Origin of the sequence: Fictibacillus halophilus (genome assembly GCF_016401385.1) — a bacterium.
Taxonomy (GTDB): Bacteria; Bacillota; Bacilli; order Bacillales; family Fictibacillaceae; genus Fictibacillus; species Fictibacillus halophilus.
In genome coordinates this window covers 3001860-3014940 of sequence record NZ_JAEACF010000001.1, presented here as the reverse complement: position 1 = coordinate 3014940, position 13081 = coordinate 3001860, and the positions used below count along the sequence as shown (strand labels likewise).

The 13081-nt window shown below is 40.9% G+C and carries 13 protein-coding genes and 1 riboswitch; of the genes, 9 read left to right on the top strand and 4 right to left on the bottom strand.

Annotated elements, in window-relative coordinates; translation table 11 throughout:
• Window positions 1–498: 498 nt before the first annotated feature.
• The 6 genes from I5J82_RS15370 (at window position 499) to I5J82_RS15345 (ending at window position 7186) form a co-directional block, all read left to right on the top strand.
• Window positions 499–999, top strand: coding sequence for a sigma-70 family RNA polymerase sigma factor (locus I5J82_RS15370; RefSeq protein WP_198768591.1), 501 nt, complete (start codon window positions 499–501; stop codon window positions 997–999).
• 195 nt (window positions 1000–1194) lie between these two features.
• A complete protein-coding gene (locus I5J82_RS15365; RefSeq protein ID WP_198768590.1) occupies window positions 1195–2820 on the top strand; it encodes a DUF6583 family protein in 1626 nt (541 codons plus the stop codon).
• Window positions 2821–3118: 298 nt separating this feature from the next.
• Window positions 3119–4348, top strand: a complete 1230-nt coding sequence (locus I5J82_RS15360; RefSeq protein WP_198768589.1) for an ABC transporter permease — start codon at window positions 3119–3121, stop codon at window positions 4346–4348.
• The gene (locus I5J82_RS15355) at window positions 4318–5481 is read left to right on the top strand and encodes an ABC transporter permease (RefSeq protein ID WP_198768588.1); all 1164 of its coding nucleotides are present in this window, start codon (window positions 4318–4320) and stop codon (window positions 5479–5481) included. The genes I5J82_RS15360 and I5J82_RS15355 overlap by 31 nt, the downstream gene beginning before the upstream one ends.
• Window positions 5478–6191, top strand: a complete 714-nt coding sequence (locus I5J82_RS15350) for an ABC transporter ATP-binding protein (protein WP_198768587.1) — start codon at window positions 5478–5480, stop codon at window positions 6189–6191. The genes I5J82_RS15355 and I5J82_RS15350 overlap by 4 nt, the downstream gene beginning before the upstream one ends.
• A gap of 341 nt (window positions 6192–6532) precedes the next feature.
• Window positions 6533–7186: a C40 family peptidase gene (locus I5J82_RS15345; protein ID WP_198768586.1), complete on the top strand. Its 654-nt coding sequence runs from the start codon at window positions 6533–6535 to the stop codon at window positions 7184–7186.
• Window positions 7187–7227: 41 nt separating this feature from the next.
• On the opposite strand, the gene I5J82_RS15340 is transcribed toward I5J82_RS15345, so the two are convergent.
• The 4 genes from I5J82_RS15340 to I5J82_RS15325 all read right to left on the bottom strand — a co-directional run bounded on the left by I5J82_RS15340 (window position 7228) and on the right by I5J82_RS15325 (window position 9496).
• On the bottom strand, window positions 7228–7482 hold the full coding sequence (locus I5J82_RS15340) for a hypothetical protein (protein ID WP_198768585.1): 255 nt from the start codon (window positions 7480–7482) through the stop codon (window positions 7228–7230).
• A gap of 235 nt (window positions 7483–7717) precedes the next feature.
• A complete protein-coding gene (locus I5J82_RS15335) occupies window positions 7718–8761 on the bottom strand; it encodes an STAS domain-containing protein (RefSeq protein ID WP_198768584.1) in 1044 nt (347 codons plus the stop codon).
• A gap of 176 nt (window positions 8762–8937) precedes the next feature.
• A complete protein-coding gene (locus I5J82_RS15330; protein ID WP_198768583.1) occupies window positions 8938–9261 on the bottom strand; it encodes a helix-turn-helix domain-containing protein in 324 nt (107 codons plus the stop codon).
• 76 nt (window positions 9262–9337) lie between these two features.
• Window positions 9338–9496 (bottom strand): anti-repressor SinI family protein, encoded by a 159-nt coding sequence (locus tag I5J82_RS15325; protein WP_198768582.1) that lies wholly within the window; start codon window positions 9494–9496, stop codon window positions 9338–9340.
• A gap of 28 nt (window positions 9497–9524) precedes the next feature.
• A riboswitch (cyclic di-GMP riboswitch) is annotated at window positions 9525–9608 on the bottom strand.
• A gap of 207 nt (window positions 9609–9815) precedes the next feature.
• On the opposite strand from I5J82_RS15325, the gene I5J82_RS15320 reads away from it, so the two are divergent.
• The 3 genes from I5J82_RS15320 to I5J82_RS15310 all read left to right on the top strand — a co-directional run bounded on the left by I5J82_RS15320 (window position 9816) and on the right by I5J82_RS15310 (window position 13072).
• On the top strand, window positions 9816–10790 hold the full coding sequence (locus tag I5J82_RS15320; RefSeq protein WP_269819578.1) for an NAD(P)H-dependent flavin oxidoreductase: 975 nt from the start codon (window positions 9816–9818) through the stop codon (window positions 10788–10790).
• A gap of 200 nt (window positions 10791–10990) precedes the next feature.
• A complete protein-coding gene (locus tag I5J82_RS15315; protein ID WP_198768581.1) occupies window positions 10991–12007 on the top strand; it encodes an NAD-dependent epimerase/dehydratase family protein in 1017 nt (338 codons plus the stop codon).
• The gene (locus I5J82_RS15310) at window positions 12008–13072 is read left to right on the top strand and encodes a dihydrodipicolinate synthase family protein (RefSeq protein ID WP_198768580.1); all 1065 of its coding nucleotides are present in this window, start codon (window positions 12008–12010) and stop codon (window positions 13070–13072) included.
• Window positions 13073–13081: the final 9 nt, after the last annotated feature.

Below are 13081 nucleotides of genomic sequence, written 5' to 3'. Positions count from 1 at the left end.
AGAGGCTAGAGTATTGTCCAAAACCGACTTTGCGTGGATCAAAATCATCAAAAGGAAAGAGGGTGTGTTTTCTAACTAAAGATGTTGCCCTCAAGTTTTTTAACAACATTGATAAGTTGGTTGGAGTGCAAGGGGCTCACCGCCTGCCCCGCGGAAAGCGAGCAACCTGAAACGGAAATCAACCACCTTCAAAACGACGAAGCCTAAACAAAATTCTACCCACAACACTTATCCACAATTCCTCACAATTTACTCAAAACCAACACCCAAATTCTTCAAAATCCAGCATTTTAAACAAAAAACCTATCCATTTCCGTGATTCTGCACACACATTGTGGATAACTATTCAAAAGTTAACAGGCAACTTTTGTCGTTCTGCATCATTCACCATACAACTTTTCAAGAGTTGCACTTTGTTTTACAAAACTCCCCCAATCTATAGTGAAGTTACCGCGGAATTCCCCGAATGTGCGCACATTCCAAAAAGGAACGATTTCCATGAAAAACACACCGTTTGAAGAAGTTGCTGCAATGTTTGAACCACTCATCAAATCCCAGATCAAACGTTATCACCTCACGAACCATTTCGATCAATACTATCAAGCTGGTTTACTCGGACTCTGGAAAGCTTACGAAACATACAACCCGGAAAAAGGGCAGTTCTCGTCATTTGCCTTCATCCATGTTCGCGGACGTATTTTACAAGAGTTGCGAAAAGAGCTGAAGTGGCAGGAGGCGGAGGTCACGCATGATCCGCATGAATCGTTAACCTTTCAACATCTTTCCCATCAAGATCATATTCCATTTTTAGAAGACGAAGCATTGAACCTCTACTTGATGCATCTAACAGAAAATCAGCAACGGTGGGTCGTTCATCGCGTCTTTCATATGAACTCGGAAGCAGATATTGCAAAAACGTTTGACGTCACTCTTTATGCAGTAAAATCATGGAGAAAAGCGGCAATAAAAAAGCTTCGTACAGTTTTAAATACCCAATAAAATCAAACTTTCTTACTATGTGATTTGATGGATATAATTCTAGAATTAGGGTATAGTAGAAAACTGTGGGCGAAAAAATTCCTTTTTTACCCATAATGGCCAATAGAGAAAGAAGCTGCTATTTTTTTAGAATAACAGTGTAATAAGTTGGTAGATGAAAGCTTATATATTTATTAAGAGGGGGACAACCAAACGATGGAAACACAAGTTAATCAGAGTACTGGAAACAAGAAACGACCGTTGATCATTGGGCTTGCTATTATCGCAGTGCTTGCAATCGGGGCAACTGCTTATGCGATGTTCGTTGATCTATCTCCGCGTGAATTGTATTTAAAATCCGAGATGAACACATTTAAAGCACTGAACGAATCGTTTGAAGACAGCTTTGGAGATGCGCTAGCACTTTCTGAAAAGCAGATGGAAGAAGCGTATAAGTCTGAAGCGAGCGTTGGGGTAGATGTTGACCCAGCGATGTTTGGAGCAGGTGGAATGGAAGCTGCTTTGATCGGTTCCGTATTAGAAAACAGCGAATTTAAGGTAACAACACAGCAAGATCCTAAGAAAGAAGAAGGATCTGTTAAAATGGCTTTGAGAATGAACGATGCAGACTTAATGGATGCTGAGTTTTATCAAAACAACAAACAAACGGCTGTAAACGTACCTGCAGCTTACGATAAGAACGTTTACTTCGAAAACAGCCAGTTCGGTGACGTGATGCGTAAGTTCGATCCAGCGTACCAAGGTATGGAAAAGCTTGAAAACTTCTTTAAAGCAGTAGATGGCGACCTAAGTGAAGACGCTCGTGATGAAGCGTTTGAAGAGTTTGCAAAAGTTTACGCAGACAGTGTGAAAGATGAAAACGTAAAACTAAAAGACGATGTTGATTTTAAAGGTGAGAAGCTTCGCGAGCTAACGGTTTCTCTTTCTGAAAAAGAAACAAAAGCAATGCTTGTAAACTTTGTTGAAAAGATCGAAAAAGACGATGAGATCCTAGACGCAATCGCTGAACAGTCAGCATTGCAAGGTGGACTTCAAACAGGCATGGTAGCACCAACTACCAGCATGAGCAAGGCAGATGCGAAGAAAGAGATTAAGAAACTTCTTGCTGATGCGAAAAAAGCGATCAAAGATGACTTACAGATTCCAGGTGGAATGAAGCAAGTTTTAATCATCGATGGCGATGATAAAGTAGTAAGCCGTAACGTAACGATGAAGATTGGTGCGAACGGTGAAGAAGCGGTTCCGATGAACTACAAGTCTGAGAGCTGGACGAAGGGTGACGTAACGAACTCTTCTTGGGTTCTTAACGCAGGTCCTGAAGGCGAAACATTGCTTGTTGATGTGAAGATGGAAAGCGAACCAAAAGGAAAAGGCGGCAAGAAGCGTGACATTAAAGCAAAGTTTGAGATGACTGAAAACGGTACAACAGAAGGTATTGGGTTCCAAATTAATGGTGAAGGCACAGATAAGAAGTCAAAATGGACGGCTAATCTAGTTCCTGCAGGCGATGCGCCAATGGAGCTTCCAGACATGACGCTTGAAATTGAGCACACGGGTGACCAAAACCTTGATAAAGACTTTGCAAAACACGATTACAAAGTAACTCTAACTGGTAACGACGCTACAATGGGCGATATCAACGTTGGATTAAATATCAAAACAAAAACGACGTTCGGCGATAAACTGAAATTCCCTGAGCTTTCAGAAGGAAAAGCAGTAAACGTTGCTGAGATGAGTGACGCTGAAATGATGACGATGATGTCAGAAATTCAACGCAACATCGAGCAATTTATCGGTGAAAACGCTCAAATGTTCCAATAGAATGATAATAAGAAGGACAGAGATAACTTAAGACAAAGTTGATCTTTGTCCTTTTTTCTAACCATTAGGGTATCTATAGCATGTGGGGTATGTCCGTTTTGTCGAGGATTGTAGACTCGTGGATAAAGGGACAAAACTTTAGGATTGAGTGCTAAAACTTCTGGATAAACAGGCTAAACTCGTGGATAAATAGCCAAAACTTATGGATTCAACCAGTCCAATGCCCCTATGGGTATAGGTTTTGAGCTGTTCTCAGCCCCGAACCTTCTCGAAATCTTTAAACGAAAGGAACGACACTATGAGGCAAACGCTACTCATTGCCCATCTAACGGTAAAATGCTGGCTAAAGCAGCCTTTTCCCCTGATTGCCATGATGCTGTTCCCGATACTGTTACTTGGAATCACGTATCTTGGGCTAAAACCACTTCTTGAAGAAAAGCAGTGGGTAGAGCCTTTTGCCGTAGCGATCGTAGATGAAGATAACACGTTTGAAACCAAATTGCTCATGAAGCAGTATGAAAACTCAGAAGAACTAAAAAACGTATTAACCTTTGAAAAAACAGATGCAGAAACCGCAAGTGAAAAGCTGGCTAGCAACGAGATCGCGGGTATGGTAATCGTACCGGATGGTTTTACAAAAGGAATTCGGGGCGGCAAAAATATTCCTGTAACTGTCATCGGTAACCCTGAACGGCCTTTTCAAGCCAAACTCCTTCAGCAAGTGATGGTATCGAACGCCAACTTGATCTCATCTGCTCAAAGCGGAGCGAACGCAGCATTTCATTATTTGCGAAAGATGGACTTAAGTTCAGAAGAATTCCGAGCTTACCGCGACACGGTCATCACGGACTTTACCCTGCAAGCATTAAACCGAAATAAGATTTACGAAACCGAAACACTAAGTGCATTCGGCGGAATCACAACACTCGAGTATTACAGTTTATCAGGTGTGCTGATTCTGCTACTTGTCGGTGGCTTGTTCGGCATGAGTTTAACCGCAAGAAGTGAACAAACAGCACTGCGCGAACGACTAACTCTACAAGGAGTAAGGTCTGGCGTATTCTTTTTTAGCAATGTTATTTCTGTTTTCCTACTGCTCGTCATCCAAAGCGCTGTTTTGACAGCACTATTTTATGCTTTAACTAAAACGTGGAGCATCACAGCTACATTCATACTTTTAGCATACTGCTTAGGCATCGCATCTCTTTTCGCGCTTTGTCAGGAACTTTTTGCACGTAACGGAGCAAAGTGGGGAGCGGGAATCATCCTTGCTGTTGGGCTCGTTGCTACAAGCGGAAGTCTTCTGCCGCTTTCTTATCTTCCGGAAATGTGGCGTAGTGTAAGTATGTTTAACATCTTGCATCACGCACACAGCGGACTGGTAAATACGCTATTTGTGGGAAACGAAACTTGGATGTCTGTTTTCGTCTTGCTTAGTTTTTCAATTACCATTTGGGTAGTAAGCTTGCTACTTATCACGATAAAGAAGAGGTTGCCATGGTCTGGACAATTGCCATTACACGTATAAAATTATTACTTCAAAGTCCGTGGAGCTGGCTGGGACTCATCGTTCCGGTTCTCGTGCTGATTTTTTTAGACATGTCCGTGGAAAAAACAAGTGAAGCGACCAAGATTCCTGTTGTGATTGTAGACGAAGATGAAACCGAATACTCAAAAACGGTTATAGATAGAGTGAGTAAAAATCCAGCGGTCGCTGTAAGTGTTCGTAACGAGGATGAGGCGCGAAATCAGGTCGAGACGCAAAAAGCCGCCATCGGTTTCTTTTTACCTGCAGGGTTTATGGAAAGCATACAGAAAAATGATGAAGATGGGCTTGTTACGATGTGGCTTACTTCTGGTTCGATTTCTCATGGATTAGTCCGTGAGATTTTTGCAAGTGAAGTGAAGCGGTTATCGAGTAATTCGTACGGAGCGAACACGGTGTTAAAAACTTACGGAAAAAGTGAGAAACTCGATGCCAAGGAGCAAGCAACGGTCTGGAAAGATGCTTGGGCCTATAGCGACAAACATTGGGAGCCGAAACCTCTTATGACCATTGACTATAAAGTTGGGGTAACGAGAGAATCGTCAGTAGAAGATTCGGGTGGTGTCGCTTCGATCTATGTTCCAGGGATGCTCGTACTTCTCATGTTAGTTAGTTTTTTATATAACAGCTGGCCGATTAAAGACCGTGATTCGGGTATGCGGTCGAGAGTACCCTATGCAGCAGGTCGATTCTCAGCTTACTGGTTCGGAAATGCACTAGGCGTGTTACTTTTGCAGCTAACATTGCTTGTTTTGTTATTCAGTTATGGCTGGTGGAGAAATGAGTTAACGTTGAACGTGGCAACGATTTTTGGTTTGATCGGCTACGTCTTATTTCTAAACGCACTATCGCTTCTGTTTGCTTATTTCGTACACAGCAACCGCACATGGCAAGCGATCACACTCTTCGTCGTTTTATGCACATCGCTTTTGAGCGGAACTTTTTTTCCGAGCGATGAGCTTTCAAGCATTTTACAACGCGCTGCAGAATGGACGCCGCAATATTGGATCGTATCATCGTTTAACCAAGAAACACTTATGATCCCTTTTATATTTGTTGGTCTAAGCATCATTTTATTCGTACTTACAACCATAAAGGCAGGTGACAGCGCTTGATTGCAGCAGAAAATTTGAAAAAGAAGTTTGGTAGAAAAGAAGTACTTAAAGAAATGAACTTCTTTATTGAAAAAGGAGAAACCGTCGGCGTTGTTGGCCCGAACGGTGCAGGTAAATCAACGCTACTGAAGATCCTTGCGACACTTATGAAAGGATCTGGCGGGTCGGTTCAGATCGATGGGCTTGATGTGAGGAAAGAACAAAAGAAGATTCGACAGAAAATCGGTTATGTACCGCAAGAAATTGCTGTGTATCATGAACTGACAACGCGCGAAAACTTACGATTTTTTGCCAAGTTAGCGAAAGGGTCATCAGAAGAAAGATGGATGCAGCGCTGCGAGGAATGGCGACTTGCTGAGCACCTTGATAAAAAAGTAAAGCATCTGTCGGGTGGTAACCAGAGAAAGCTGAACATCTTGATCGCGATGCTTCATGACCCGGATCTTCTGATTTTGGATGAACCGACAGTAGGTATTGATATATCTGCAAAGCAAGAGATCGTGAACGATTTGCGGCAGCTGGGGAGAGAAGGAAAGACGATCCTGTATTCTAGTCATGACGCGCAAGAGTTAGAAACACTATGTACATCATTTTTAATTCTAAAAGAAGGAGAGCTATTATTTTACGGGTCAAAGCAAAAAGTGAGACAGTTCGGTTCGGTTGCACAATCTGAAAACTTTGCGGAAACGCTTGGAGAGATTGTTGGGTGAGGTCTGCTAAGAGGGCAGGCTTCTTTTTTTATTCTGAATATTCCATTGTTAGAATCAAAGTGGTAGAATTTATGTGAAAACATTCACAAGGAGGATGAATTGTGAATGAACACTTGTTGAGAAATATGATTTTACAGCGAGAAGGGGTTGGGGATTTTGGCTATTAAATGTCAAAATTGTTTATTTCAGATAATTATTTTATCACAATACTAAAATCGACACGATTTTACAAGAAGACCAAATTCCTATTTTCCGTAACGGAAGCGTAAAACACAAGTCCTATTATTTATTGTAGGATAATAATAGATTACTTGGAAAATCAAAGGAGTTTGGGATAAATAATGAAAAAATGGATAGTTACATCAGTTTTAGGTGCAAGTTTATTATTATCGCCACTACAGGCGTTTGCAAATATTGGAGATCAAACACTACGTCCAACAATGACACACTCAGATGTGAAAACACTTCAAACAATATTGCGAGATAAAGGTTATTTTACATATAGCGGTTCAACAACGACATACTTTGGATCATATACAAAGAGTGCGGTAATGAGCTTTCAGCGTGCAAAAGGTTTAACGGCAGACGGAATTGCTGGCCGCAGTACTTTTAACAAACTAGGAGTCTATAATGTTAATAACACGTATCTAGTAGACTATGCCAAACGTTTTCAAGGAACGCCGTACAAGTGGGGTGGAACAACTACCGCTGGGTTTGACTGTTCAGGGTACATCAACTATGTTTTTAAAAACTCTCACAATATCGTACTGCCACGCACCGTGAAAGAAATGTGGAACCAAACAGGATATCGAGTATCTGGTCAAGGTGTAGGGGACCTTGTGTTCTTTTCAACGACTGATTCTGGTGCCTCACACATGGGTATCTATATTGGAAACGGGAAGTTCATCCACGCCGGGTCTTCAACAGGAGTGACCATTTCAGACATGAACAACACCTATTGGAAACCGCGTTACTTAGGGACAAAGCGTCTATAATAAAGAAAAAGGAGTCCTAGTTGGACTCCTTTTTTCGTATCCTAGAACAAGATTCTTGCCCAAGGATCGCAACAGCGATGATGTTGCTTTTTCTTAGCTTTTTTGTACTTCTTGCACTTCAACACTTCGTAGCTAGAAGATGAAGATGATGAAGAAGAGGACGAAGAAGATGAAGAGGATGAAGAAGAAGATTCTTCACAAACCCATTCTACTTTCTTGTAACACTTCTCAACTTTTTCATGCTTCTCGTGCTTTTCATGTTTGCAGTGGTCGTAGTTTCCACACTTGTTACACATTAATTGTTTCACCTCACAAATTGATACCGACTTCCAATTGGCTTCGGTTTCTGTATATCATATGTTGAGGCAGACAAGTTGCTTAGACGAACGTTGAGATTTTAAGAAAATGGGGTCTGACCCCATACAAATACAAATCCCTTCAATTTGTTCTTCTCAGAAATACATGGGAGAACAACAAGATACCTCTGAGACAAAACAAAAAATCCACGCTGCAACCGCAGCGTGGATTTTTTTACTTCGTAGGTTCTTGTATGAGCATTCCTTCTTTTGCAAAAGCAAAGTGGATGGCGTGCTTTAGGTTTCTGAAATATGTACTTTCTCCGAGAGAATATTGGTGTTTTGTTATTTCCATACTTAATTCAGGTGAGATTCCGACCAACAACGTTTCCATCCCGAACAATCGTGCTGAAGAAACAAGCTTGTTCAGCATACCTACCATTTCAGTGTCGATAGACTTAATACCGGTTAGATCCAAGATAACAAATTTAGCACGGTGTTGAGGAAGTGAAGTAAGTGTATGCTCGAGCATATCGTTTGAACGGAGCTCATTGTATTTACCGATCAAAGGGATAACCACGATATGATCGGTAACCGGAATAATGGGAGAGGAAATCTCTCTGATTAGATCGGTTAACTCTCTTGTTCGATCTTCCACCATCGCTTCTAGCTTCATAATCTCATGCTGTTCTTCCCGTTGAACGAGATCGCGTATATTATCTTTTGGAGTTATTTGTGATTCTGTGATTTTTAATACTAACGTGTTAGGTTCAGACTCGTTCTCAAGCACCTCGAACCACATGTTGGTTTGAAAGAGTCCGGTGAAAACACCAGCCCAATGACCAGGTAAGAAGCGTCCCATGCGTTCGCTGTTCTGCGCTTTTTTGATTTTTGTTTCCCAGCTGTTTGTAATCGTAATGATTGCTTCTTTTTTCTCTACATCAAGCTCTATGTATGTTTTACCCCAACCAGCTGATGCATAAATGTTAGGCAATGATTCAGCGGATATCTCAATATCTTTGATCGTTCTTATGTAAAAATCACTAACGATTAACCCTGTCCGATACCCAGCTGTTTCAAAAACGAGGTCTGCTGTTCCTTCTCCTGTAATCTCTTCAATGGATTCAAGAAACACCTTAAATGCTGAATCAATCCAAAACAACATCACATCTTCGCCTTCAAATTGAAAAATACCTTTTGCTGTGTCCCAATGAAAAGAAGAACCATTCACATCTACACTTTTTTGAGAATCCATTAGTTCGTTTGGCGACTGCTTCATTTATAATCCTCCATAGCAAAAATAGTAGACACCCTTTTCCCGTACCCTAATTTAATACTCACTAAACATTCGTGTGGGGTCTGACCCCACACAAATACAAAAACTCCATTATGTACATCCGACGAAGACAACCCATAAAAACAACAACGTAAAAACCACCTGATTTCATCAGGTGGTTAGTTTTGTTTGTTTTTCCATTTGTTAAATTCGAGAAACTCTTTAAACTGCTCTTTGCTTACACCAGAACCCATGGCTTCTTTTACAAGATTGGCCCATTCTTGGTCAAGTTCTTCGTTATTTACTTCCTCTTTGATCAGATGATCGACAGAAATATCAAGGACCTCCGCGATCTTTTCGAGAAGTTGAATGGAAGGGTTTTGCTGAATATTTCGCTCTAATGCGCTTATGTAAGATTTAGCTACTCCAGCCTTTTCAGCTAAGGAAGTCATGGAGAAGCCTTTTTCTGTGCGGTACTTTTTTAAATTTTCCCCAATTACCATTTGCATTCCCCATTTTAGAAGTCATAATAATTTAATTATATCTTCAATATTTAGGGAAGTAAATAAGTACTAGTTCTTACTTGATGACAAGCTTTTCTGGTGAAAAAGATCCATCAATTGTCATGAATTGGGGATTTTTTAAAAAATCCATAATTTCTTCCTTTGTAATGCCGTTTTCCTTAGCTTCCTTCATTAAAAGAATCCACTCGCGATCTAACGTTGTCTTTTTCTCCATTAGATTTCCCTCCAGATAAGCGTGATGTTCAGGTAGCCCGGCGATCCTAGCAGTTGCCTTAGACCCGTGGCTTTGCGCCCATATCTTTCGAAAATGTTTGCCCTTGTCTGAAGGATGAGACAAATGACCTAACTCAAATTGATTATATACAAGCTGTTCAAAAAATGTTGTCAGAAAATGACAGTAACATAAATGTAATATTTATTTTTACCTAATGCTCATCAAAATGAGAAAAAAGGATTGTTTCAAGGCTTAGCGAACATGTTAAGGTGGTGATTTTTTAATTAGTACACTTAATTAGTTGAGAGGATGATCGTACTTGAACAGCAATTTGCCATTAAGTTTGTCGAATCAACTCAGTCTACCCGTCATAAATGCACCCATGTTTTTAGTATCAAGTCCTGATATGGTCTTGGAAAGCTGCAAGAACGGAATTATTGGAACGTTCCCATTACTGAATGCACGCACCTCCGATCTATTAGAGAATTGGATGAAACATATCTCTGAAGAGCTAAGTAAAGCTAGGGAAGAAGATCCTTCTTCAAAGATAGCTCCATGGGGTGTTAACTTAATTGTTCACCGTACGAATAAACGTTTTGAAGAAGATGTAGAGCTAATAAAAAAATATGAGCCGCCAGTGGTGATTACATCTCTAGGTAATCCAAGCGATGTGGCTAAAATCGTTCACGGGTACGGTGGTCTCGTATTCTCTGACGTTATCTCGCTTGATCACGCTCGTAAGGCTGCTAAGACAGGCATCGATGGATTAATACTCGTATGCAGTGGGGCAGGTGGCCATGGTGGTACGTTAAATCCATTTGCTTTCTTAAAAGCAGTAAAAGAATTCTGGGATGGAATGACGATTCTAGCTGGGGCGATTTCAACAGGTGAAGAAATACTGGCTGCCAAGATCCTTGGAGCAGATCTCGTATACATGGGAACGCGCTTTATTGCGACTCAAGAATCTTCGGCGAGCGAAGATTACCGGCAGATGTTGATTGAATCGACTCTTGAGGATCTTGTTTATACAGACGCGATTAGTGGAATAAAAGGAAACTACCTGCTTCCATCCCTACAAAAAGCGGGATTTGATGTAGAAAACTTGATGAAAAAAGATGCCGTTGATCTCTCGTTCTCTGAATCCAAAGCGAAAGCATGGAAAGATATCTGGTCAGCAGGACAAGGTGTTGGAAGTGTAAAGAAAATAGCTACGATTCAGGAAGTAGTAGATGACCTTAAAGCTGAATATAAAAAAGCAATGAATACAAAGGAAGCTATGAGCATTATTCCTTAAAAACATTAGTCCTTTAGAACCAAATCCCCCAAATCCGCTGTTTTTAAACGCGTATTTGGGGGATTTTTATATTGTGCTACTCAGGTGGACAAAAGTAAGGGATTTGTATTTGTGTGGGGTCAGACCCCAATTTTGGTCCTATTTTAGACACTGCGAGCCGGAGTAACCTAAACACAACTCATGAAAACAGGAGGGTTTATATGAAAAACATTCAGGAGCTTGAAGACCGACTTTCGAGTCCGTCCCAACAGCTAGTAGAAGAGATCACAAAGATGGATGGAGATATTTTGATACTTGGTGTCGGGGGGAAGATGGGACCGAGCTTGGCAAAGCTTGCTAAGCGTGCCATAAATCAAGCGGGTATCTCTAAGAAGGTAATAGGCGTTTCTCGTTTTTCAAACGGAAATCTGCAAAATGAGCTAGAAAACGATGGAATAGAAACCATTGCCGCTGACTTGTTAAACGAATCGGACCTTAACAAACTTCCTAAACTACAGAATGTGATTTATATGGCAGGCAATAAGTTTGGCACTTCTAATAATGAAAGTTTCACTTGGGCGATGAATGCATACCTTCCTGGGAAAGTAGCTGAAATGTTCAGCGACTCAAATATTGTTGCCTTCTCAACAGGTAACGTTTACCCACTTACATCAGTCAATAGAGGGGGGTCTACAGAAACATCCTTAACGAATCCTATCGGAGAGTATGCGCAGTCTTGTTTGGGAAGAGAACGAATCTTTGAACACTTCTCCAAAACCAATCACACACCAACCCTCATTTTTAGATTAAATTACGCGATTGACCTTAGATATGGTGTATTGATGGATATAGCTGAATCAGTAAATCAACAAAAACCAATAAATTTAAGTATGGGGAATGCCAACGTCATTTGGCAAGGAGATGCCAATGACTGGGCAATTCGCTCGCTAAACTATTGTACGTCACCTGCCAAAATACTAAACGTAACAGGACCAGAAACCCTTTCTGTCCGCTATGCTGCTGAAGAGTTTGGAAAGTACTTTAACAAGGTTCCCGTTTTTATGAATGAAGAATCAGATCGATCCTTACTTAGCAATGCCGCTCAAGCATTTAAAATGTATGGTTATCCATCGGTAACGCTAGCCGAAATGATTGAATGGACGGCAGACTGGGTTAAGCAAGGAGGAGTGACACATAACAAACCATCTAAATTTCAAGAAAGAGAGGGAGCGTTTTAAATGACCATCTCATTACCTTTAATGATAAAAGAACGCTTAAATCAAGGTGTTGTCATTCCTGCTCATCCACTAGCTCTAAAGGAGAACCGTTCACTAGATGAAGAAAATCAGCGTCTCCTCACCCGATATTACTTAGCGAGTGGTGCTGGTGGTGTAGCGGTAGGAGTGCACACTACACAATTTGAAATCCGTATGCCTCAATATAATTTATACGAAAAAGTACTGTCATTAGCTGCTGAAGAAATCGATAACAACCAGCAACTTGACAGTTTTATAAAAATTGCAGGAATATGCGGTGAAACAAGTCAGGCGATAAAAGAAGCTCATATCGCCTTGAAACACGGCTACCACCTTGGACTCCTCAGTATGGGAGGGTTACAAAACTACACAGAAGAACAGCTTTTGGAACGGACAAAAGAAATTTCATCAATCATTCCAGTGTTCGGGTTTTATTTGCAGCCGTCAGTAGGTGGAAGGATATTAAGTTATGAGTTTTGGAAGTCGTTTTGCGAAATACCAAACGTAATGGCGATTAAGCTAGCACCGTTCAATCGTTATCAAACATTAGATGTTGTTCGTGCGGTCTGTGAGTCATCTCGGTATGATGAGATTGCTCTTTATACCGGTAATGACGACAATATCGTAGGTGACCTTCTCACATCATATCGCTTCAAAATAGGGAATGAATTTCGTGAAAAAGAGATTGTTGGTGGACTTTTAGGACACTGGGCAGTATGGACGCATCGAGCTGTTGAGCTTCTTCACCAGATTAAAGAAAGGAAGATCAGTACATCAGAACTGCTTACAAAAGGAATAGAAATAACCGATTGCAACGCAGCGTTCTTTGATGCGAATAATGGATTTAAAGGCTGTATAGCGGGTATTCATGAAGTGCTAAGAAGGCAAGGGTTGTTAAACGGAATTTGGTGTTTGAATCCCGATGAAAACTTATCCTCAGGCCAAAAAGAGGAGATTGATCGTATCTATAACATGTATCCACACCTGAACGATGATGTATTTGTTTCACAAAACATTAAATCTTGGAAGTCGCATGTAAATCATTAAAGGGTTTCT

Bases quoted from the DNA above. Each gene is read 5' to 3' on its own strand.
- I5J82_RS15370 (WP_198768591.1), top strand. From the start codon at position 499: ATGAAAAACACACCGTTTGAAGAAGTTGCTGCAATGTTTGAACCACTC.
- I5J82_RS15365 (WP_198768590.1), top strand. From the start codon at position 1,195: ATGGAAACACAAGTTAATCAGAGTACTGGAAACAAGAAACGACCGTTG.
- I5J82_RS15360 (WP_198768589.1), top strand. From the start codon at position 3,119: ATGAGGCAAACGCTACTCATTGCCCATCTAACGGTAAAATGCTGGCTA.
- I5J82_RS15355 (WP_198768588.1), top strand. From the start codon at position 4,318: ATGGTCTGGACAATTGCCATTACACGTATAAAATTATTACTTCAAAGT.
- I5J82_RS15345 (WP_198768586.1), top strand. From the start codon at position 6,533: ATGAAAAAATGGATAGTTACATCAGTTTTAGGTGCAAGTTTATTATTA.
- I5J82_RS15340 (WP_198768585.1), bottom strand. From the start codon at position 7,482: ATGTGTAACAAGTGTGGAAACTACGACCACTGCAAACATGAAAAGCAC.
- I5J82_RS15335 (WP_198768584.1), bottom strand. From the start codon at position 8,761: ATGAAGCAGTCGCCAAACGAACTAATGGATTCTCAAAAAAGTGTAGAT.
- I5J82_RS15330 (WP_198768583.1), bottom strand. From the start codon at position 9,261: ATGGTAATTGGGGAAAATTTAAAAAAGTACCGCACAGAAAAAGGCTTC.
- I5J82_RS15325 (WP_198768582.1), bottom strand. From the start codon at position 9,496: ATGGAGAAAAAGACAACGTTAGATCGCGAGTGGATTCTTTTAATGAAG.
- I5J82_RS15315 (WP_198768581.1), top strand. From the start codon at position 10,991: ATGAAAAACATTCAGGAGCTTGAAGACCGACTTTCGAGTCCGTCCCAA.
- I5J82_RS15310 (WP_198768580.1), top strand. From the start codon at position 12,008: ATGACCATCTCATTACCTTTAATGATAAAAGAACGCTTAAATCAAGGT.